This window comes from Streptomyces sp. NPDC017529 (assembly GCF_044329785.1).
Classification (GTDB): Bacteria; Actinomycetota; Actinomycetes; order Streptomycetales; family Streptomycetaceae; genus Streptomyces.
In genome coordinates this window covers 673,794-695,458 of the sequence record NZ_JBIRJY010000004.1, presented here as the reverse complement: position 1 = coordinate 695,458, position 21,665 = coordinate 673,794, and the positions used below count along the sequence as shown (strand labels likewise).

Sequence of the window (21,665 nt, the reverse complement as noted above, 5' to 3'; positions counted from 1 at the left end):
GCGGTACGGCCGTCGATGGCCGCCGAGGAGTAACTGAGCCCCAGCTTGGGCTTGAGATCGCCCGGAACCGACGGCACCTCCATCGGGTACGACCACGAGAAGGCGCCCGCGTTGCCGCCCGCCTTCCAGGATCCCGAGGGAGAGAGCGGTGTCGCCGAGAAGTCGCCCTCGCCGCCGGAAGGAGCGGCGCTGGCGGCCAGGACGGTCGCGGCGGCCGAGCGTACGGACATCGTCCGCATCTGCGGGCCCTTGCCGCCGGTGTCGTGGGCGCCGGCGGGGACGTCGACCTCGGCGGTCACGGTGCCGCTTTCGGAGTCGTTGTCCGTCCGGAGCGGGGTGGCGGTGCGGCACTCGGCCTTCTCCGGTGTGTCCAGGACACAGGCCGGCAGCTGTACGAGCCGCAGGCGCGCGCCCCAGTTGGCGCCGTACGCGTCACGGAAGGCGGTGTAGTCGAGCTGGACCGAGGCGCGGCCGGACGTGCTCGCGCCGTCGCTGCGGCTCACGCTGAGCAGTACGCCGTCGACGCCTGCCCGCTGGGTGGCCTCGCGGCCGGCGAGCCGTACCTTCACCTTGGCGGGCCGCTGCGGTGCGTCCTCGCCGTTCTTCGCCGCGGCTGCCCGGCGGATGCCGGGGGCCTGCTTCGTCCCGGTGCCGCCGGCTTCCCCGCCGGCGGGGGCGACCTTCACCGGCAGCTTCCCGGCGGGCCTGTGGGCCGTCGCCGTCCGGCCGAGTGCGGCGGTCTTGACGGCCGCCTTGCCGCTGTCGTCCAGGGTGACTTCACTCTCGCCGGCCTGCGGCCAGGTCACCTTGGGCGGCGTCCACGGATTCTTGTCCGTGTCGCTGAGAGGTGTGGAGGTGTCCGGTGACAGCGGAGTGCCCGGCACGGACGCCGTCTCCTGTACGGGGCGCAGCTCGAAGCCTTCCACCCCGTCGGCCCAGGCGAGTTGGCCCGGGAGCAGTGAGACCACCATCGCGCCCGCGAGCAGGGTGCTGATCGTCACCAAGGGCCGCGACCTCGCGGGCCCGCCAGGTATGTCCTGGATTCGAGGATGAGCCTCCGGTCTGTGACGGAAGCTCAGGGAGCGCGCTCTCAGGCGCTGCATGGTGTCCCCCCAGATCTTTCTTTGTGACCGTCTCGAAGCGAGACAGAAAGGGGACGATATGCAGTTGGGGATCTAGTGGCAACGTTTCACAAGGAGTCCCCTGTAAACGTGATGGGGGTGTTATGGCACCATCCAGGCGTTGTAAGCGACATGTAGGATTTCTCGGCCCAAGCCCCCCTTTCGCCGCGTGCGACCTTGGCAGGTCGGACGCGTACGCGCGTGGGCGGCGCGCCGGGAAAACCCGTACGCGCCGCCCACGTTGAGATGCCGGGCAGCGGACAGCCCGGCCCTGCTCAGACCTTCGCCGGCTCCTTGGGGCCGTCGGCGGGCCGGTCCGCCGCCTCGGCGCCGTCCGTGCCGTGGCCGTCCGGGCTCAGCGTCCGCTCGTCGAACGGCAGCCGGCCGGCGAGCACCTCGTCCACCCGGGTCTTGTCGACCTCCTTGGTCCAGGTGCCGACGAGGACCGTGGCCACCGCGTTGCCCGCGAAGTTGGTCAGCGCCCGCGCCTCGCTCATGAAGCGGTCGATGCCGACGATCAGGCCGACGCCGTCGACCAGTTCGGGCCGGTGCGACTGGAGCCCGCCGGCCAGCGTCGCCAGTCCGGCGCCCGTGACGCCCGCCGCGCCCTTCGACGCGATGATCATGAAGACGAGCAGCGAGACCTGCTCGCCGATCGAGAGCGGGCTGCCCATCGCCTCCGCGATGAACAGCGAGGACATCGTCAGGTAGATGGCGGTGCCGTCCAGGTTGAAGCTGTAGCCGGTCGGCACGGTGATGCCGACCACCGGCTTGCTGACGCCCAGGTGCTCCATCTTCGCGATCAGCCGCGGCAGCGCGGACTCGGACGAGGAGGTCGACAGGATCAGCAGGAACTCCCGGCCCAGGTACTTCAGCAGGGAGAAGATGTTCACCCCGGCGATCAGGCGCAGCAGCGTGCCGAGCACGACGAGGACGAACAGCAGGCACGTCACGTAGAAGCCGACCATGATGACGGCCAGCGACTTCAGCGCGTCCACGCCGGTCGCGCCGACCACCGCGGCCATCGCGCCGAAGGCGCCCACCGGAGCGGCCCACATGATCATGGACAGCACGCGGAAGACCAGGCGCTGGACGTGCCCGATGCCGCGCAGCACCGGCTCGCCCGAGGCGCCCATCGCCTGAAGGCCGAAGCCGACCAGCAGCGCCACCAGCAGCGTCTGGAGCACCTCGCCGTGGGTGAGCGCCGAGACCAGCGTCTCCGGGATGATCCCGAGCAGGAAGTCGGTGGTCGTCTCCGCGCCGCCCTTCGTCTGGGCCTGTCCCGCGTGCCGCAGCGACTCGGTCAGGTGCAGGCCCGAACCCGGCTCCAGGACGTTGCCCACCACCAGGCCGATGGCCAGCGCGACCGTGGACATCACCATGAAGTAGCCCAGCGCCAGGCCGCCGACCGCGCCGACCTTGGCGGCCTTGCGTACCGAGCCGACGCCCAGCACGATCGTGCAGAAGATGACCGGCGAGATCATCATCTTGATGAGGTTGACGAAGCCGGTGCCCAGCGGCTTCAGCCCGACGGCGAAGCCGGGGGCGGCGAAGCCCACGGCGATGCCGGCGAGCACGGCGCCGATCACGGCGATGTAGAGGTAATGCGTCCGGTCCCGCTTCCCGGTCGGTGCGCTCTCCTCGGTCTTCCCCCCGGGCGGTGGGGTCTGTGCGGCCACGGCTGACTCCTCGGTCTTCGGTTCTGCGCCGGTCTGCGGCTCTGCAACCCGTACGCGGCCCGTGCTGGTGCCGGTACGCGGCCCGTACGCAGAACAGTCCCGGTGACTATGCACGCAGCTGTGGCGCCCGTCACCCTTGTGTACATTTCGTTCACGCATAAATGACCGGGCAGACTGTCGCGCATGCCGAGTTCCCGTTCCGGGGGTCCGCCGCGTACCGCCCGCCGCGTCCGCTTCCGGTGGCCCCGCAGTCTGGCGGGGCAGCTGTTCGCCGTGCAGGTGGTACTGGTCGCCGTCGTGGTGACGGGGTGTGCCGGCTTCACGTACGTCCAGGCCGGGCGGCAGGCCGAGGAGGCCGCGCGCCGGCAGGCGACCGCGGTGGCCACCGCGGTCGCCGACGCGCCTGCGGTGGCGCGGGCCGTGCGTTCGGCCGACCCGACCGCCGTGCTCCAGCCGTACACCGAGCAGCTGCGGCGGGACGCCGGAGTCGACTTCATTGTGGTCATGAGCACGGCAGGCAAGCGGTGGACGCACCCGGAGCCGTCCGCCATCGGCCGCACCTACCTCGGCCGGACCGCGCAGGCACGGGCCGGCCGGACCTTCGGCGAGACGCACCTCGGCAGGCTCGGCCCCTCCGTACGCGTCATCACGCCGGTACGGGACCGGGAGCACGGCGGACGCGTCGTCGCCCTGGTCAGCTCCGGCATCACCGTCGAGACGATCAGCGACGGGCTGCGGCGGCAGGTCGCGACGCCGGCCGCCTTCGCGGCCGGCGTGCTCGCGCTGGGCGGACTCGGCACGTACCTCGTCAACGCGCGCCTGCGCCGGCACACCCACGGCATGAACGCCGCCGAGCTGGGCCGCCTGCACGACTACCACGAAGCGGCGTTGCACGCGGTGCGCGAGGGGCTGCTGATGCTGGACGGGGAGCGGCGGGTGGCGCTCCTCAACGACGGCGCGCGCGAGCTCCTCGGGCTGCGCGGCGACCCCAGGGGCCGTCCCGTCACCGGACTCGGCCTCCCCGCGGCCCTCGCCGGCACCCTCGCCTCCCCCGCTCCCCACACCGACGAACTCCACCTCACCGACGACCGGGTGCTGGTCGTCAACACCTCGCCGGTCTCCGGCGGCGAACGGCGCGGCACGGTCGTCACCCTCCGCGACCACACCGAGCTCCAGGCGCTGGCCGGCGAGCTGGACTCCGTACGCGGCGTCACCCGGGCGCTGCGCTCCCAGGCGCACGAGGCCGCCAACCGGCTGCACACCGTCGTCTCCCTGGTCGAGCTGGGCCGCACGGAAGAGGCCGTGGAGTTCGCCACCGCCGAACTGGAGCTGGCCCAGGCCCTCACCGACCAGGTCGTCGGCGCGGTCGCCGAGCCCGTCCTCGCCGCCCTCCTCCTCGGCAAGGCCGCCCAGGCCAACGAGCACGGCGTCGAGTTGGAGCTGACCGCCGACAGCCGGATCGACGACGGTGTCCTGCCGTCGTCCCTGCCGCCGCGCGACCTGGTCACGGTCCTCGGCAACCTCCTGGACAACGCGATCGAGGCGGCTCCGGAGGGCGCCCGGGTGCGGGTCACCGCGCTGGCCGACGGCGGGGAGCTGCTGTTGCGGGTGGCGGACAGCGGGAGCGGGGTACGGGGAGCGGCGGACGCCGAGGACGTGTTCCGGTGGGGGTGGAGCACGAAGAGCGGCGCGGGCCGCGGGCTCGGGCTGGCGCTCGTGCGGCAGGCCGTGCGCCGGCACGGCGGGACCGTGCGGGCGGGCGAGGCTCCCGAGGGCGGCGCCGAGTTCACCGTGCGGCTGCCGCTGCGGCCCGTGGAGGCCGTGACCAGGGCGGGGGGCGCCGGATGAGCGAGCCGCGCCCGGACGCCACGGAGCCGCTGCGGGTGCTCGTCGTCGAGGACGACCCCGTGGCGGCGGACGCGCACGCGCTCTACGTGGGCCGGGTGCCGGGCTTCACCGTGTCGGGCACGGTGCGTTCCGTCGCCGGGGCCCGGCGGCACCTGGACCGGCACGGCGTGGACCTGATCCTGCTGGACCTCTTCCTGCCGGACGGCCACGGCCTGGCGTTCGTGCGGTCGCTGCGTGCGGCCGGGCACGGCGCCGACGTCATCGCCGTCACCTCGGCCCGCGACCTGGCCGTCGTGCGGGAGGGCGTGTCGCTGGGGGTGGTGCAGTACGTGCTGAAGCCGTTCACGTTCGCCACGCTGCGCGACCGCCTCCTGCGGTACGCCGCGTTCCGCGCGAGCGCCGGGGAGGCGAGCGGGCAGGACGAGGTGGACCGGGCCATCGCGGCCCTGCGCTCACCGCAGCCCGCCGCGCTGCCCAAGGGCCTGACCGCGGCGACCCTGCGCGCGGTGACCGATGCGCTGCGCGCCGCCCCCGAGGGCCTCGGCGCGACCGCCGCCGCCGACGAGATCGGCATCTCCCGCATCACGGCCCGCCGTTACCTCGAACACCTCGTCGACACGGGGCGCGCGGCCCGCGCTCCGCAGTACGGACAGGTGGGCCGCCCCGAATTGCGGTACCGCTGGTCGGGGCATTGACCGGTCACGGCCCCTGACCTACGGTCACCGGGCAGCCTGCCGTGACTAGTTGGAGGTCATGCCGTGCGCCGCACCGCTCCGATGGCTCTGCTCACCGCCGCCGTGCTGGCCGCCGGCACGCTCACCGCCTGCGGCGGCGGCTCCGGCGGCGACAAGAACACCCTCAAGGTGGCCTTCCCCAAGGACACCAACAACAAGGTGACGGTCAGGGACGACTACGTCGAGATGGTGGCTCGCGCGTTCGAGAAGGCCAACCCCGGCAAGAAGGTCAAGCTCATCCCGATCCAGGCGTCCGAGAACGACTACTACGCCAAGATCCAGCAGATGATGCGCTCCCCCAAGACCGCCCCCGACCTGGTCTACGAGGACACCTTCCTGATCAACTCCGACATCACGGCAGGGCTGTTGCGCCCGCTGGACCCCTATCTCGCCGGGTGGGCGGACTGGAAGCAGTTCGAGCCGGCCGCGAAGGCCGCCGCGCGGGCGCAGGACGGCAAGACGTACGGCGTACCGGACGGGACGGACACCCGGGGCCTGTGGTTCAACAAGAAGATCTTCAAGAAGGCCGGTCTGCCGCAGGACTGGCGGCCCGGGACCTGGGACGAGGTGCTGGACGCGGCCCGCACGATCAAGCGGAAGGTGCCCGGCGTCATCCCGCTCAACGTCTTCACCGGCAAGGGCGCCGGCGAGGCCGCCGTCATGCAGGGCTTCGAGATGCTGCTGTACGGAACGGGCAAGGACCAGCTCTACGACCCGGCGAAGCGGAAATGGGTCACCGGGAGCAAGGGCTTCCGGGACAGCCTGAAGTTCATCGACGCCGTGTACGGGGAGAAGCTGGGGCCCGACGTGTCGGACGCGCTCAGCCCCAACATCCAGAGCAACGTGGCCACCGAGCTGATGCCCGAGGAGAAGCTGGCGATCGACCTGGACGGCTCCTGGCTGGGCCAGCAGTGGCAGCCCAAGGGCGGCGGGAAGCCGTGGCCCGAGTGGCCGACGACGCTCGGCCGGGCGGCGTTCCCCACGCAGTACGGCGCGGCGCCGGGCAAGGTGAGCCTGGCCGGCGGCTGGACCTGGTCCGTGCCGCGGCAGTCGGGCAAGCCGGACCTGGCCTGGAAGCTGATCGAAACGTTGCAGACGCAGCGCAACGCGCTGGAGTGGTGTGTGCGCGGCGCGCAGGTCGCCGTGCGCAAGGACGTGGCGGCCGACCCCGCGTACCGCAAGTCCATCCCCGGCATCGGCTTCTTCACCGACCTGGTGAAGGTGGCCCAGTACCGGCCGGCGCTGCCGGTCTACCCCAAGGTCTCGGCGGCGATCGGCGAGGCGATGGAGGCGGTCACCTCCGGTGCCGCCACGCCCGAGAAGGCGGCCCGCGACTACGACCGGCAGCTCACGTCCATCGTGGACGGCCAGGTCGTCGCCAAGCCATGACCCGTGCCGCCACGCCGACCACCGCGTACGGTACGGCGGGCCGCGGCGCGCGGGCCCGCCGCCGGGCCCTGCTGCGCTGGTCGCCCATCGTCCCCGCGACCGTACTGCTGCTGCTCTTCCTCGCCGGCCCGATCGGCTACTGCGTCTACATCGCCTTCACCGACCTGCAACTGACCGGCCAGGAGTCCGCCTCCTTCGTGGGCGTGGACAACTTCCGGCGCGCCTTCGGCGATCCCGCGTTCCTGAACGCCGTCGTGCTGACGCTGGTCTTCACCCTGATCTCGTCGATCCTGGGCCAGAACACCCTGGGGCTGGCGCTCGCGGCGCTGATGCGGCGTGCCTCGAAGGCCGTCCGTACCGTCACGGGTGCCGTCGTCATCACCGCCTGGGTGCTGCCGGAGATCGTCGCGGGCTTTCTGCTCTACACCTTCTTCGAGCGGCGCGGCACCCTCAACGCGATCCTCGAATGGCTCCACCTGCCGTCCCAGAACTGGCTGTTCACGCTGCCGATCCTGGCCGTGTCGTTCGCCAACGTCTGGCGGGGCACGGCCTTCTCGATGCTGATCTACTCGGCGGCGCTCTCGGAGATCCCCAGGGAGGTCACCGAGTCCGCCGAGGTGGACGGCGCCGGCGGCCGGCAGCGGCTGTGGCACATCACGCTGCCGATGATCCGCCGGTCCATCGGCACGAACCTGATGCTCAACACCCTCCAGACGCTCTCCGTCTTCGGGCTGATCTGGGCCATGACGCGGGGCGGCCCCGGCAGCCGGAGCCAGACGCTGCCGGTGTTCATGTACGACCAGGCGTTCCTGAAGTCGCTGATCGGCTACGGCACCGCCGTCGCCCTGCTGCTGCTCGTGGTGGGCGCGCTCTTCTCCGTCGTCTACCTGCGCCTGCTGCGCGAGGAGGTGTGACGCGGTGCGCGCCCGGCCCCTGCTGACCCGCCGCGCCCGGCGCCGCCTCGCCGCCGACGCGGCGCTGCTGGTCGTCGCCGTGGCGTTCGCGGTGCCGCTGGCCTGGCTGGTGCTCTCCTCCCTGGACACCGGGGCGACGCTGCGCGTACGGGTGCCCGGCTCGCCCTCGCTGGACAACTTCTCGGCGGTGCTGACGGACGAGATCACCTTCACGCCGATGCTCAACAGCCTGGTGCTGTGCGGCAGCGCCACCGCCCTGACGGTCGCCTGCGCGACCCTGGCGGCGTACCCGCTGTCCCGCTACCGCTCCCGGTTCAGCCGCCCGTACCTGCTGACCATCCTGTTCTCCACCTGCCTGCCCATCACCGCGATCATGGTGCCGGTGTACGCGCTGTACGTACGGGTCAACCTGATCGACACCGTGTACGGCACCGCGCTCTTCCTCGCGACCGCCCAACTTCCTTTCGCCATCTGGCTGATGAAGAACTTCATGGACGGCATCCCGCGGGTCCTCGAAGAGGCGGCCTGGACCGACGGCGCCTCCTGGTTCCAGACGCTGTGGCGGGTGATCCTGCCACTGATGGGCCCCGGCGTCACCGTCGTGACGATCTACAGCTTCGCCATCATGTGGGGCAACTTCTTCGTCCCGTTCCTGCTGCTCCTGACCCCCGAGCAACTGCCCGCTTCCGTCAGCATCTTCACCTTCTTCGGCAACTACGGCGCCATCGCCTTCGGCCAGCTGGCGGCGTTCTCCATCCTGTACTCGACGCCGGTCGTCCTGCTGTACGTGCTGATCTCGCGCCGGCTGGGCGGCGGGTTCGCGCTGGGCGGCGCGGTGAAGGGCTGACCCGTCCCTCCCAAAGGAGGACCCGTGCGACCGAGACCCGCCCCCGTGCTCCGCTCCCTGGCCGCCCTGGCGCTCGCCACGCTCGCGACCCTGGCCACGACACCGCCGGCCGACGCCGCGCCCGCCGCGATCCGCGGCGGCAACGTCCTGTACAGCGCGGCGGGCCGCTGCACCGTCGGCTTCAACGCCACCAAGGGCAACAGCTATTACGCGCTCCTGGAGGGCCGCTGCGCGGACGGCGCCCAGGACTGGTACGCCGACGCGGCCCGTACCGTCCACGTCGGCGTCACGGAAGCGGTGCGCTTCCCCGGCGACGACTACGCCGTGATCCGCTACACCAACCCGGCCGTCTCCTACCCCGGGGAGATCGACCTCGGCGGTGGGCGCTACCTCGACATCACCGGCGCCGCCCGGCCCGCCGTAGGCCAGTCGGTGTGCCTGGCCGGCACGACCGGCACCCGCTGCGGCCGGGTCCTGGCCGTGAACGCGAGCATCTCCTACCCCGAGGGCACGGTGTACGGGGCCACCCGGACCGCGCTCTGCACCGAACGCGGCGAGACGGCGGGCCGCCCGGTCTCCTCGGGCCGTACGGCGATCGGCATCACCATCGGCGCCACCGGCGACTGCGCGTCCGGCGGCGAGACCTACCTCCAGCCGGTCGTACCGGCGCTGGCGGCGTTCGGCCTGACCCTCCACTAGGTCTGGTCGCCGGCGCGGCTCTCACTGGCAGGGCCAGTCGGCCGGCACGCCCGGGGCCGGTCTCGTGCTGTGGCCGGCCCGGTAGGAGTCGCAGATCCCCTTGGCCGCCTCGTCGGCCTGGGTGTACCACTCGCGTACGGTTCCGTCCGCGCTCCCGGTGACGATCTCGCCGCCGTCGGGCCAGTAGGCCAGCGACAGCAGGCTGCCCATGTGCCCGGAGAGCACGGCCGTGGTGCGGCGGGTGGCCATGTCCCACAGGCGCACGGCGTCGTCGTCCCCCGCGGAGGCCAGGGTCTGTCCGTCGGGGCTGAAGGCGAGCGAGGTGACGCTGTTGGAGTGGCCGGTCAGGGCGTCGGTGAGCCGGCGCTCGCGCACGTCCCACAGCAGGACGCTGTGGTCCGTGCCGGACGTGGCCAGCGTCGCGCCGTCCTTGGAGAGTGCGGCGGCGAAGATGGGGTACGAGCGGCCGGAGAAGGCCGCGACCTCGCGGCGGGTGCCCGCGTCCCACAGCCGTACCGTGCCGCCGTTGTAGCCGTTCTCGGTGGTGATCAGGTTTTTGCCGTCACGGCTGAAGACGACGGTGGACCCGGCGCCGGCCATGGGGATGGCGGCCGTCCTGCGGCGGGTGGCCACGTCCCACAGGAGGACGCTGCGGTCGTCGGAGATCGTGGCCAGTCTCCTGCCGTCGGGCGAGAAGGCCGCCTGCCGGACGGTGTTCGTGTGGCCCGCCAGCGTGCCGGCCAGCCGGCCGGTGGCCGTGTTCCACAGGCGTATCCTGCGGTCGGCGTGCACGGAGGCCAGCAGGCTGCCGTCCGGCGAGAACGCCAGGCCGGCGATCATCCCCGGTGGCGAGGCGAGCGTCCGCACCGGCCGCGGCCGGTCGGACGACCACAGCGTCAGCTTGCTGCCCGCGGCGGCCACGACCCGGCCGTCCGGGGACACCGCGACCGCGGTCACCGCGCCCTGCCGGCCGCCGACGCTGGCCTGCCTGCGGCCGGCCGGGTGCCAGAGACGCACCCTGCCCCCGTCGTCGTCGGTGGGCACGGCCAGGGCGGTGCCGCCCGGCTCGAAGGCCAGCGCGCTCGCCGATTCGATGCGCGCGGTGGTCTTCTCCCCCGCGCTGCGGGCGGTGACGTCCCACAGCCGGACGGTGCCGTCGGCGCTGCCGACGGCGAGGCCGTGGCCGTCCGGCGAGAAGGCCAGGGCCATGATCCGGTCGGCGGTACCGGTGAGTTCGTCCTTCTTGCGGTGCCGGGCGACGTCCCACAGCAGGACCGTGCGGTCGCCGCCCCCGCTGGCGAGGGTGCGGCCGTCCGGGCTGAAGGCGACCGCGTTGACGGACTGGAGGTGGCCGGTGAGCGTGGCCAGCGGGCGGTGGCTGCGCGCGTCCCAGAGCCGGACCGTACGGTCGGCGCTCGCCGAGGCCAGGACCTTCCCGTCCGCGGAGAAGGCCACCGCCGTCACGGTGCTCCGGTGGCCGGCGAGATCGGCTGCCACCCGCCGCGAGGCCACGTCCCACAGCCGGACGTCGTTGCCCGTGCCGCTGCCGGCGAGGGTACGGCCGTCGCGGGAGAAGGCCAGCGACGTCAGCCGGTGCGTGGGGCCGTCCAGCACGGCGAGGGAGCGCCGGGAGGCGACGTCCCACAGACGGATGGCGCCGTCGTCCCCCGCCGAGGCGAGGATGCGGCCGTCCGGGCTGAAGGCGACCGCGTACACCGCGCCGGTGTGACCGACGAGAGTGGCGAACATGTGGTTCGTCGTACCGGCGTCCCACAGTTTGACTGTACGGTCCACCGAGGCGGTGGCCAGCGTGCGGCCGTCGTTCGAGTACGCCACCGCGTTCACCACGCCGGTGTGGCCGGTGAACTGGTTGACCCGGTAGGCGGAGTAGGCGCTGAGCAGGCTGCCCCTGGCCTCGACCGTGCGGGCCTGCCGGTAGCCGTACAGCGCGGTCAGCGCCGCGAGTTCCGGCTGCTGCCGCATCAGCTCGTTGGCCTGGGCCGCGTACTGGCGCGAGACCGCGATCCGGCGCTGCGCCTCGGCGTCCGAGCGCTGCTTCAAGGCGATGCCGGCCGCTATCAGGGCGAGGACCAGGAGAGCGCCGAGGGTCGCGGTCAGCCAGCGCGCGCGGCGCCCGCGGCGCCGGTCGGCGCCGGTGGCGCTGCGCAGGAAGTCACGTTCCAGCGCGTTGAGCGCGGAGCCGTGCGCCCTGGCCCAGGCCTGCGCGCCCGCCAGCTGCGCGCCCCGGTAGAGCGCGCCCGCGTCCCGGCCCAGTTCGTGCCAGGTCTCGGCGGCGGTGGTGAGCCTGCGGTGGGTCCGCAGCGCCTCCCGGTCCTCGTCGAGCCAGTGCCGCAGCCGGGGCCAGGCCCTGATGACGGCCTCGTGGGCGACCTCGACCGTGCCGTCGGCCAGCACGACCAGCCGGGCGGCGGCCAGCCTGCGCAGCAGGCCGTCGATCTCGTGCCGGTCGGCGAGGCCGTCCAGCTCGCGGCGCGGCAGCCGGCGCCGGGTGTCCTCCGTGCCCTCGCCGAGCGCGGTCAGGCGCAGGAACACCGCCCGCATCACGTCCCGCTGCGGGGGCGCGGCCCGCTCGTACATCCGTTCCGCGGTCTGCGCGACGGCGCCGCGCATGCCGCCGGTGGCGCGGTAGTCGGCCAGCCGCAGGGTGTCGTCGCGGCGGCGGCCCCACGCCTCGCGCATCGCGTGCCCGACCAGCGGCAGGGCGCCCGGCTGGCCGGCCGCCTCGGCGAGCACCGCCTCCACCAGGTCCGCGTCCACCCGGACGCCGGCGTGCCGGGCGGGCTCGGTGATGATGTCGCGCAGCTCGGCCCTGCTGGGCGGCCCGACGGGCAGCTGGGCGGCCGTACGCAGCGCGGCGACCAGGCCGGCGTGGACGAAGCAGCGGGCGTAGAAGTCGGCCCTGATGCCGATGGCGACACGGATCCGCCGTTCACTGGAGCGGGCCAGGCCGGCGACGGCACCGAGGAAGGCGTGACGTTCCGCCTCGTCGGCGCAGAGGGTGAACACCTCCTCGAACTGGTCGATCACCAGCAGCACACGCGCCTGGTCGGGCCGTCCGGCCAGCCAGGTGCGCAGGGCGATGTCGAGGGCGGCGGGGTCCTCGTCCATCCGGCGGCGGAGGTCGGCTGCGAGGTCTGCGGGGGCGTGCGCGAGCGGGGCGCCGGGGCCGGCCGGCGCCGCGGGCTCGTCTTCGGGGGCGGGGCCGGGTTCCGGCGCGGCGGCCTCCTCGCCCGCCTCCTCGCCGGTGTCCTCCGTCAGCCGGGCCACCGCCGCAGCGAGGGCGGCCGGCGGCCGCGCGCCGGGGGCCAGCAGTGCCGGGTGCCAGTTCCCGCCCAGGTGAGGCAGCAGCCCGGCCCGCAGCAGTGAGGACTTGCCGCTTCCCGAGGCGCCGAAGACCACGGTGAGCGGGTGCTGTTCGACGCGCTCCGACAGCTCCTTGGTCAGGGCCGAGCGGCCGAAGTACTCCGCGGCGTTCGCCGCCTCGAAGGCGGCCAGCCCCGGATACGGGCACCGCACCGCGTCCGGTTCGCCGTCCCCGGCCCCGGCGGCGGCCCGCCACCGCGCCTCCCACTCGGCCCGCTCCCCGCCGCACGCCTGCGCGTATGCCAGGACGACGTCGAGCGTCGGCAGCCGCTCTCCTTTGGCCGCCTCCGCCAGCGTGCTGGCCGAATAGTGTGCCGTCTTGGCGAGTGTGCGGTAGCTCGGCGCGCCCGCCCGCTCCCGCAACTGCCGTAGTTCCCAGGCCAACCGCTCCACCGGTCCGGCCTCGGGATCCACCGGCCGCTCCGGCCGTCCCAACCGGGGCTTGTGCTGCCCTGGCCCTGCGATCCCCGCCACCTTCTTCCTGCGCCCGGGCCGCCGCCACGGCCGAACTCCCCTATTGTCCGCCCTGTTCGCCCCGGGCGAGCCGCACTTTCGGACAACGTCACGGGCGGTGCCGATGGCATCCTGGATGCGTTCCGGCACGGGCCGGCGAGAGGTGAGCGCGGTCCGGCCGCGACGACCGGGGGGAGCAGCGCGGTGGGCGGTACGGCTTCGGGTACCACGGCGGACTTCTGGTTCGACCCCGTGTGCCCGTACACCTGGATCGCCGCGCAGTGGATGCGCGAAGTGGCGCGGGTGCGCCCGGTGCGGGTGCGCTGGCGGCTGATGAGCCTTCAGGTGCTCAACGAGGGCCGGGAGGTCGATCCGGAGGATCCGGACGGGGAGTGGGGCGCGTACCTGTGGGCGCCCGTGCGGGTGTGTGCCGCGGTGGAGCAGCGGTACGGCCAGGAGGCCCTGGACCGCTTCTACGCGGCGCTCGGCGTACGGCTGCACCACCGCGGCGAGTGGGACGGCATCGAGCGGGCGCTGGCGGACGCGGGGCTGCCGGGCGGGCCGGCCGCCGCGGCGTGGACGACGGAGTACGACGCGGCGATACGGGCCTCGCACGCGCGCGGCACCGCCCTGGTCGGCGAGGACGTGGGCACGCCTGTCATCGCGGCGGACGGGGTCGCCTTCTTCGGCCCGGTGGTCTCGCCCGCCCCGCGCGGTGCGGCGGCCGGGCGGCTGTGGGACGGTGTCCTGCTGATGGCGTCGGTGCCGGGTTTCCACGAGCTGTGCCGCCCGGCCGCGGCGGAACCGGACTTCGGTCCCGAGCCGGCCGGCGGCGCCCGTCCCCGCCGGGCGCAGGTCGGCCGTAAGTCGGACGGTCGTCCCTCCAGGGGATGACACGGGGCCCGCGGGTCGGACTTCCGGCCGGTGCTGTTTCGGCACCACGGGCTGAGGACTTCTGTGACCTGCGCGTTCGAGAATGGGACAGCACCACACCTCCGCCACACGGGCCCCACCGGGCCGCGCGGAGCCCGGTGTTCCGCCGGGGCCCGCCGCCCCGGGTTCCGCCCGTCCCCTCCCCAGGAGTCACCCCGTGTCCCACGCGGCCGCCTTCCCCGCCCCCGCCCGAGCCACCGCGGCCGTCGCCGCCCGCGCCACGGACCTGAGCAAGGTCTACGGCCAGGGCGAGACCCGTGTGGTCGCGCTGGACAACGTGTCCGTCGAGTTCGGCCGGGCCCGCTTCACCGCCATCATGGGCCCCTCCGGTTCCGGCAAGTCCACGCTGATGCACTGCATGGCCGGCCTGGACTCCATATCGTCCGGCTCCGCGCGGATCGGCGACACGGAGCTGACCGGGCTGAACGACAAGCACCTGACCCGGCTGCGCCGCGACAAGATCGGCTTCATCTTCCAGGCGTTCAACCTGCTGCCGACGCTGACCGCGCTGGAGAACATCACGCTGCCGATGGACATCGCGGGCCGCAAGCCCGACCGCGAGTGGGTGGAGAAGGTGATCCAGACGGTCGGGCTGTCCGGGCGGCTCAAGCACCGGCCCAGCCAGCTCTCCGGCGGCCAGCAGCAGCGCGTCGCGGTGGCCCGCGCGCTGGCCTCCCAGCCGGAGATCATCTTCGCCGACGAGCCGACCGGCAACCTCGACTCCCGCTCCGGCGCCGAGGTGCTGGGCTTCCTGCGCGAGTCCGTGCGGGCCATGGACCAGACGATCGTCATGGTCACCCACGACCCGGTCGCCGCCGCCTACGCGGACCGGGTGGTCTTCCTCGCCGACGGCCGCATCGTCGAGGAGCTGTACGAACCGACCGCCGACGCCGTCCTGGACCGGATGCGGCTGTTCGACGCCAAGCACCGTACGAGCTGACGCCCGCCGCCGACACCCCACCTCAGGACTGACACCACCACATGTTCCGTACCGCTCTGCGCAATGTCCTCGCGCACAAAGCCCGTCTGATGATGACCGCGCTCGCGGTCCTCCTCGGCGTCGCCTTCGTCTCCGGCACCCTGGTCTTCAGTGACACGGTCGGCGAGGCCGTCAAGAAAGCCTCGGCCAAGAGCTTCAAGGACGTGGCCGTCTCCGTACAGGCCACCTCGGGCCAGGAGCGCCCCGAAGGGGAGGACGGCCGGCGTACCACCCTGCTCGACGACAGGCTGGCCGACCAGGTTCGCGCGCTGCCCGGCGTGACCGCCGTGCACGCCAACGTCAGCGGCCGGGCCACCGTCGCCGACAAGGAGAACCAGCCGATCGGCAACGACTGGCAGAACGTGGCCACCAACTACCAGCCGGGCCCCGGCGGCAAGGACAGCCGCTACCCGCTCGTCCAGGGCCGCGGCCCGGCCACCGCCGGCGAGATGGCGCTCGACGAGGGCGCCGCCGAGAAGGGCGGTCTGAAGGTCGGCGACACCGTGCGCTTCGCCACCGACGGACCGGCCCTGCACAAGAAGCTCGTCGGCATCGTGCACTCCGAGGACCCGCAGGTCACCGCGGGCGGCAGCCTCGCGCTGTTCGACACCGCCACCGCCCAGAAGCTGTTCGTGCACCCCGGCCAGTACGACGAACTGGTCGTGGCCGCCCAGCCCGGCACCGACGAGAAGGCGCTGACCGCCGCGGTCGAGAAGCTGCTGCCGAAGGACCGCGCGACGGCGACCAGCGGCGCCGTGCTCGCCGCCGAGCAGGCCAAGATGGTCGAGCAGAGCAACCAGGCGATGAGCAAGACCCTGCTGGTGTTCGCCGGTATCGCCCTGTTCGTCGGCGTCTTCATCATCGCCAACACCTTCACCATGCTCGTCTCCCAGCGCAGCCGCGAGATCGCGCTGATGCGGGCGATCGGCGCCTCCCGCCGTCAGGTGGTGCGCTCGGTGCTGGCCGAGGCGGGCCTGCTCGGCCTGGTGTCCTCCGTCGTCGGCTTCGCCCTCGGCACCGGCATCGCGGTCACCATGCGCGCCGTGCTCAACGCCAACGGCGCCGGCTTCCCCGACGGCCCGCTGGTCATCAGCCCGAACGCGGTGCTGTCCGCGCTGGGTGTCGGTGTACTGGTGACCGTGCTGGCCGCCTGGCTGCCGTCCCGCAAGGCCGCGAAGATCGCCCCGGTCGAGGCGCTGAACAGCGTGGACGCGGCCCCCGCGCTGCGCGGCCTGGTCGTACGCAACATCATCGGCGCCGTCGTCACCGCCGCCGGCGTCGCGATCATGCTGTACGTGTCCACCCTGAAGGACGCCGAGGACATGATGCCCCCCATGGTGGGCTCGGCGCTCACCCTGGTCGGCGTCATCATCCTCGCGCCGCTGCTGTCCCGGCCGCTGGTCAGCCTGGTCGGCAAGGCCACCACCCGGATCTTCGGCGTCAGCGGCAAGCTGGCCAAGGAGAACGCGCTGCGCAACCCGCGCCGTACCGCCGCCACCGCCTCCGCCCTGATGATCGGCCTCACCCTGATCACCGGCATGACGGTCGCCGGCGTCTCCGGCCAGCGGGCCTCGGACGAGATGGCCGCCCAGGGCCTGACCGCCGACTACCAGGTCAGCACGAGCAACTTCCGCGGCCTGGACCCCGAGCTGACGAAGAAGGCCGCGCAGCTGCCCGGCGTACAGGCGGCGGTGCCCCTTCGCACGGCCCCCTTCGAGACGGCCGGCAGCGGCGGCTACGGCCAGCTCACCGGCACCGACGTCACGCACCTCGACAAGGTCGCCGCCCTCACGTTCCGCAGCGGGTCGCTGGACGCGGTGCGCGACGGCGGGGTCGCGGTCTCCCGCAGCAAGGCGGAGAAGCTGGGCTGGAAGACGGGCGAGACCCACGAGGTCGGCTTCTTCACCGGCACGGAGAAGAAGGAGAAGGCCCGGCTGAAGGTCGCCGGCATCTACGAGGACAACGCCACCGTCGGCGACCTGTTCGGCGCCACCGCGCTGGTCGACCCGCACAACAAGCCCGTCAAGGACGAGAAGGTCCTGGTCAAGACGGCCAACGGGCCCGACGCCGGGGTGGCGAAGGAGATCCGCAAGGCTCTCGGCGACAGCCCGCTGCTCAAGGTCCAGGACAAGGACAACCTGCGCAAGGAGAACGCCGGCAGCATCGACATGGTCCTGAACATGGTCTACGGGCTGCTCGGCATGGCCGTGGTCATCGCGGTGGTCGGTGTCGTCAACACCCTGGCCATGTCGGTCTTCGAGCGCACCCGGGAGATCGGGATGCTGCGTGCGATCGGGCTGGCCCGCAGCGGCATCAAGCAGATGGTCCGCCTCGAATCCGTCGTCATCTCGCTGTTCGGCGCGGTGCTCGGCATCGGCGTGGGCGTCTTCCTCGCCTGGGCCGGCGGCAAGATGGCGGCCTCCTCGATGCCGACGTACGAAATGATCCTGCCGTGGGACCGCCTGGGCATCTTCCTGGCGATCGCCCTGGTCGTCGGCGTCCTCGCCGCCGCCTGGCCGGCCCGCCGCGCCGCCCGGCTGAACATGCTGGAGTCCATCGGCGCCCAGTGACCGCCACCGACCGGCCCGCCCCGTCCCTACCCCCAGGGACGGGGCGGGCTCTTTTCCGCGCCCGGTACGGCACCAGGGTTCGCCCGCGCCGAACGGGCAACCCGCTGCCCATGGCAGCCGAACGGCAATCCGAGAAACCCACCGCTCTGAGCGCCCACTCCTGGTGGGCCGTACTGCGCCGCACCGGCAAGGAGTTCGTGGACGACGAACTCCACGACCGGGCCGCGGCCCTCACGTACTACGGCGTGCTCTCCCTCTTCCCCGCGCTGCTGCTGCTCGTCTCGATGCTCGGCGTGATCGGGAAGTCGGCGACCGAGGGCGTCCTCGACAACCTGGAGCAGATCACCCCGGAGGCGGCCCGGGAGATCCTGCGCGGCGCGGTGCGCCAGCTGCAGGACGGCCCCGGTGCGGGCGGCGTGCTGGCCGTCGTGGCCCTGCTGGGCGCTCTGTGGTCGGCCTCCGGCTACATCGCGGCCTTCATCCGTGCCTCCAACGCCGTGTACGACCTGCCGGAAGGCCGGCCGGTGTGGAAGACCCTGCCGCTGCGGCTGGGCGTCACCGTCGTGCTGATGGTGCTGCTCGCCGCCAGCGCGCTGATCGTGGTCTTCACCGGCGGGCTGGCCCGGCAGGCGGGCCGGAGCCTGGGCGTCGGGGACACCGGCATCGCGGTCTGGTCGATCGCCAAGTGGCCCGTGCTGGTCCTGCTCGTGGTGCTGATGATCACCATCCTGTACCGGGCCACGCCCAACGTCCGCACGCCCGGCCTGCGGTGGCTGACCCCCGGCAGCTTCCTGGCCGTCGGCCTGTGGCTGGGCGCCTCGGGCGGCTTCGCGCTGTACGTGGCCAACTTCGGCTCGTACAACAAGACGTACGGCACCCTGGCGGGCGTCATCATCTTCCTGGTCTGGCTGTGGCTGTCCAACCTGGCGGTGCTGCTGGGCCTGGAGTTCGACGCCGAGCTGGCCCGGCAGCGGGCGATCACCGAGGGCCACCCGCCGCGGGAGGAGCCGTACGTGGAGCCGCGGGACACCCGTACGTGGCCGCGCGGCCTGCGGCGGCGGCAGAAACGGCGGGCGCGGCGGGAGCCGTCGCCGGAACACTGAGCACCCGTGAGGACTGCACCAAAAAGGTGAGCGTCTGCACTGTTCCCGCCCGAACGGGTACCCCTGACCATCCGGGGCCCCATCCCACGGCGCGGACCCGAGCGCCTTCGAGTGCTGAAGGAAACCGAGAGCAGTGACAGACGTAGCAAGCCAGGGAGCGGCACCCGGCGACGACCGCCCGGTGCTCACCAACCGGCAGGGCCATCAGGTCTACGACAACCAGAACCAGCGGACGGTCGGCGCGCGCGGGCCGGCCACGCTGGAGAACTACCAGTTCCTCGAAAAGATCAGCCATTTCGACCGGGAGCGCATCCCCGAGCGCGTCGTGCACGCGCGCGGCGTGACCGCGTACGGCTACTTCGAGAGCTACGGGAAGTGGGGTGACGAGCCCATCGGCCGCTACACCAGGGCGAAGCTGTTCCAGGAGCCCGGCCATCGCACGGACGTGGCCGTCCGGTTCTCCACCGTGATCGGCGGCCGGGACTCCTCCGAGGCGGCCCGCGACCCGCGCGGTTTCGCGGTGAAGTTCTACACCGAGGACGGCAACTGGGACCTGGTCGGCAACAACCTGGGGGTCTTCTTCATCCGGGACGCCATCAAGTTCCCCGACGTCATCCACGCCCTCAAGCCCGACCCGGTCACCCACGAGCAGAAGCCGGCCCGGATCTTCGACTTCATGTCGCAGACCCCGGAGTCGATGCACATGCTCGTCAACCTCTTCAGCCCCCGCGGCATCCCGGCCGATTACCGGCACATGCAGGGCTTCGGCGTCAACACCTACAAATGGGTGAACGAGGCGGGGCACACCGTCCTGGTCAAGTACCACTGGATGCCCAAGGCGGGCGTGCGCAGCATGACCGAGGCGGACGCCGCCGCGGTCCAGGCCGGGGAGCTGGGGCACGCGACGAAGGACCTGTACGAGGCGGTCGGGAACGGCGACCGCCCCGAGTGGGAGCTGCTCGTCCAGATGATGGACGACCACGACCACCCCGAGCTGGACTTCGACCCCCTGGACGACACCAAGACCTGGCCCGAGCAGGACTTCCCGCCGAAGCCGGTCGGTCGGATGGTGCTCGACCGCATGCCGGACAACTACTTCGCCGAGAACGAGCAGATCTCCTTCGGCACCGGCGTCCTCGTCGACGGCCTGGACTTCTCCGACGACAAGATGCTCGTCGGCCGGACCTTCTCCTACAGCGACACCCAGCGCTACCGCGTCGGCCCCAACTACCTCCAGCTGCCGGTCAACCGCGCCAAGAACGCCGCCGTGCGCACCAACCAGCGCGACGGCCTGATGGCGTACGAGCAGGACCAGCACGGGCCGAACCCCGAGGTCAACTACGAGCCGTCGATCACCGGGGGCCTGCACGAGGGCTGGTACCCGACCCACGACGAGCAGGGCCCGGAGATCCGCGGCCGGCTCACCCGCAAGCGCATCCCGCGCGCCAACGACTACCTCCAGGCGGGCCAGCGGTACTGCCTGCTGGAGGACTGGGAGCGCGACGACCTGGTGAAGAACCTCACCGATCTGATCTCCCAGGCCGACCGGGCGGTCCAGGAGCGGATGGTCTGGCACTTCCTGCTCGTCGAGAACGACCTCGGCCTGCGGGTCGGCGAGGGCCTGGGCATCGGCCCTGAGGACGTCACCCACCTGGAGCCGCTGACCGGCCAGGACCTGACGGACGAGGACCGCAAGCGGCTGTCGAACCTCGGCGGCAACCCGCCGCGGGACGTCTCCGGGCTCACCATGACCCACTGCGTCCCGGACGAGCGGCACGTCGTGCACGCCTGACAGGCGCGGCCCCGCGCCCCGGTCCCCGGCCGTGACCGGGGGCCGGGGCGCGGTGGCGCGGCCGGGTCAGCCGGGCCAGGTGCCGGTCGCCTTGCGCACGGCCACCGCGCCGCTGCGGTCCACGGCCGCCTTCACCACCGCGAGCGTCGCGCCCTGGAGCGCGGCGGCCGGCAGCACCTCACGCCAGCGGCGCTCCTCGTCCGTGGCCTTCGGCGCGTCCTCCTGCCCGCCGACCAGCTTCCACAGGCGCTTGAACAGCGCCCCGGCCAGCACCCCGCCGAGAGCGCCGAACACCATCCCCAGGGGCTTGTAGAGAACTTTGATCATCGGTGGTGTCCTTTGCCTCGGGCCTTGGCGCCCGCCCTGGCGAGCGGGTGCGGGGACTTTCTCGTACGCAGCGCGGGCGACCACGAGCCCGCGCGGGTGCGGCGGCGCAGCACCAGCACGCCGGCCAGCAGCGCGCCGCCCGCGACGGCGGCGGTACGGGCCGCGCCGGAGCCCCCCAGCCGCTCTCTCGCGGCCGCGGTCCGGTGCAGCGTCCGGTCCTTGAGCCGGGCCGCCCGGTCCTGCGCGCGGCCCTTCACGTCGGTCTTCCCGGCCAGTGCGGCAACCGTGTCGCCGAGTTCGTGCCGGGTCCGCTCGATGCGGGCGCGCAGCTCGGCCGGGCTCGCGCCGGACCCGCCGCCCTTGCCGTTGTCGCCGGTCATCGCCGGGCCGCCCTTCCCTTGATCTCCTCGACGTCCCGGTGGACGCTGTCGATGGCCTCCTCGGGCACCGGCGGAGTGGCGCGGCGGATCCGCTGCCGGCCCAGCAGTGCGAGGACCGCCGCCAGCACCAGCAGGGCCCCCGCGACCACGAGACCCGCGGCCCACAGCGACAGCACCAGCCCGAGCGCGATGATCGCGGTGGCCACCAGCGCCTGGGCGGCCAGGAACGCCACCGTCCCGGCGCCGCCGAGCAGCCCGCCTCCCACGCCGAAGCGCTTGCCCTTGCGGGCCATCTCCGTCTGCGCCAGGCGCATCTCGTCGCGTACCAGGCTGGACAGCTGCTCCGACGCCTGGGAGACCAGCTCGCCGACCGGTCGGCTGTCCGTCCGGTCCGTCCGGTGATCCACGTAATCGCTCATCCCGGTCACGCCTCCTTCCTCGTGCGCGCCGGGTACCTCCTCAGCGGCCGGTTAACCGGAACGTTGGCCCGTACGGGTGCGGGGCGCGCGCCCC

16 protein-coding genes and 1 pseudogene are annotated in these 21,665 nt (G+C 72.7%); 11 read left to right on the top strand and 6 right to left on the bottom strand.

The genetic code is table 11. The annotated features are described in order from the left end of the window. Both ACH4K4_RS13775 and ACH4K4_RS13770 read right to left on the bottom strand, forming a co-directional pair. A pseudogene (locus ACH4K4_RS13775) lies at nucleotides 1-1,001 on the bottom strand (hypothetical protein); the annotation flags it as partial. Between the two features lie 395 nt (nucleotides 1,002-1,396). Next, on the bottom strand, nucleotides 1,397-2,800 hold the full coding sequence (locus ACH4K4_RS13770) for a cation:dicarboxylate symporter family transporter (protein ID WP_398167153.1): 1,404 nt from the start codon (nucleotides 2,798-2,800) through the stop codon (nucleotides 1,397-1,399). Between the two features lie 183 nt (nucleotides 2,801-2,983). On the opposite strand from ACH4K4_RS13770, the gene ACH4K4_RS13765 reads away from it, so the two are divergent. From ACH4K4_RS13765 to ACH4K4_RS13740, 6 genes are all read left to right on the top strand, one after another. Then, the gene (locus ACH4K4_RS13765; protein ID WP_398167152.1) at nucleotides 2,984-4,648 is read left to right on the top strand and encodes an ATP-binding protein; all 1,665 of its coding nucleotides are present in this window, start codon (nucleotides 2,984-2,986) and stop codon (nucleotides 4,646-4,648) included. Next, nucleotides 4,645-5,343, top strand: coding sequence for a response regulator (locus tag ACH4K4_RS13760; protein ID WP_398167151.1), 699 nt, complete (start codon nucleotides 4,645-4,647; stop codon nucleotides 5,341-5,343). The genes ACH4K4_RS13765 and ACH4K4_RS13760 overlap by 4 nt, the downstream gene beginning before the upstream one ends. 63 nt (nucleotides 5,344-5,406) lie before the next feature. Continuing rightward, nucleotides 5,407-6,771, top strand: coding sequence for an extracellular solute-binding protein (locus ACH4K4_RS13755; protein ID WP_398167150.1), 1,365 nt, complete (start codon nucleotides 5,407-5,409; stop codon nucleotides 6,769-6,771). After that, nucleotides 6,768-7,685: a carbohydrate ABC transporter permease gene (locus tag ACH4K4_RS13750; RefSeq protein WP_398167149.1), complete on the top strand. Its 918-nt coding sequence runs from the start codon at nucleotides 6,768-6,770 to the stop codon at nucleotides 7,683-7,685. Before ACH4K4_RS13755 ends, ACH4K4_RS13750 begins: the two co-directional genes overlap by 4 nt. Nucleotides 7,686-7,689: 4 nt before the next feature. Next, entirely contained in the window at nucleotides 7,690-8,532 is an 843-nt protein-coding gene (locus ACH4K4_RS13745; protein WP_398167147.1) for a carbohydrate ABC transporter permease, read from the top strand. Between the two features lie 24 nt (nucleotides 8,533-8,556). After that, complete coding sequence (locus ACH4K4_RS13740) at nucleotides 8,557-9,231, top strand: S1 family peptidase (RefSeq protein WP_398167146.1); 675 nt, start codon at nucleotides 8,557-8,559, stop codon at nucleotides 9,229-9,231. 21 nt (nucleotides 9,232-9,252) lie between these two features. On the opposite strand, the gene ACH4K4_RS13735 is transcribed toward ACH4K4_RS13740, so the two are convergent. Continuing rightward, entirely contained in the window at nucleotides 9,253-13,029 is a 3,777-nt protein-coding gene (locus tag ACH4K4_RS13735; RefSeq protein ID WP_398167144.1) for a hypothetical protein, read from the bottom strand. 243 nt (nucleotides 13,030-13,272) lie between these two features. Between ACH4K4_RS13735 and ACH4K4_RS13730 the strand changes: the two genes are divergently transcribed. The 5 genes from ACH4K4_RS13730 (at nucleotide 13,273) to ACH4K4_RS13710 (ending at nucleotide 20,445) form a co-directional block, all read left to right on the top strand. Next, nucleotides 13,273-13,962 (top strand): disulfide bond formation protein DsbA, encoded by a 690-nt coding sequence (locus ACH4K4_RS13730; protein WP_398167142.1) that lies wholly within the window; start codon nucleotides 13,273-13,275, stop codon nucleotides 13,960-13,962. Between the two features lie 196 nt (nucleotides 13,963-14,158). Beyond that, a complete protein-coding gene (locus tag ACH4K4_RS13725) occupies nucleotides 14,159-14,941 on the top strand; it encodes an ABC transporter ATP-binding protein (RefSeq protein WP_398167141.1) in 783 nt (260 codons plus the stop codon). 41 nt (nucleotides 14,942-14,982) lie between these two features. Beyond that, nucleotides 14,983-17,550: an ABC transporter permease gene (locus ACH4K4_RS13720; RefSeq protein ID WP_398167140.1), complete on the top strand. Its 2,568-nt coding sequence runs from the start codon at nucleotides 14,983-14,985 to the stop codon at nucleotides 17,548-17,550. A gap of 110 nt (nucleotides 17,551-17,660) precedes the next feature. Continuing rightward, nucleotides 17,661-18,653: a YihY/virulence factor BrkB family protein gene (locus tag ACH4K4_RS13715; protein WP_398167138.1), complete on the top strand. Its 993-nt coding sequence runs from the start codon at nucleotides 17,661-17,663 to the stop codon at nucleotides 18,651-18,653. 133 nt (nucleotides 18,654-18,786) lie between these two features. Continuing rightward, on the top strand, nucleotides 18,787-20,445 hold the full coding sequence (locus ACH4K4_RS13710; RefSeq protein WP_398167136.1) for a catalase: 1,659 nt from the start codon (nucleotides 18,787-18,789) through the stop codon (nucleotides 20,443-20,445). Nucleotides 20,446-20,511: 66 nt separating this feature from the next. Here the strand turns inward: ACH4K4_RS13710 and ACH4K4_RS13705 are convergent, their stop codons facing one another. Genes ACH4K4_RS13705 through ACH4K4_RS13695 form a run of 3 tightly spaced genes read right to left on the bottom strand, consistent with a single transcriptional unit; the run spans nucleotide 20,512 to nucleotide 21,571 of the window. Then, the gene (locus tag ACH4K4_RS13705) at nucleotides 20,512-20,772 is read right to left on the bottom strand and encodes a DUF4235 domain-containing protein (protein WP_398167135.1); all 261 of its coding nucleotides are present in this window, start codon (nucleotides 20,770-20,772) and stop codon (nucleotides 20,512-20,514) included. Continuing rightward, the gene (locus ACH4K4_RS13700) at nucleotides 20,769-21,152 is read right to left on the bottom strand and encodes a DUF3618 domain-containing protein (protein ID WP_398167133.1); all 384 of its coding nucleotides are present in this window, start codon (nucleotides 21,150-21,152) and stop codon (nucleotides 20,769-20,771) included. Before ACH4K4_RS13700 ends, ACH4K4_RS13705 begins: the two co-directional genes overlap by 4 nt. Next, nucleotides 21,149-21,571 carry a phage holin family protein gene (locus ACH4K4_RS13695; protein ID WP_398167131.1) on the bottom strand — a complete coding sequence of 141 codons (423 nt, stop codon included), beginning with the start codon at nucleotides 21,569-21,571 and terminating at the stop codon, nucleotides 21,149-21,151. Before ACH4K4_RS13695 ends, ACH4K4_RS13700 begins: the two co-directional genes overlap by 4 nt. Between the last annotated feature and the right edge of the window lie 94 nt (nucleotides 21,572-21,665).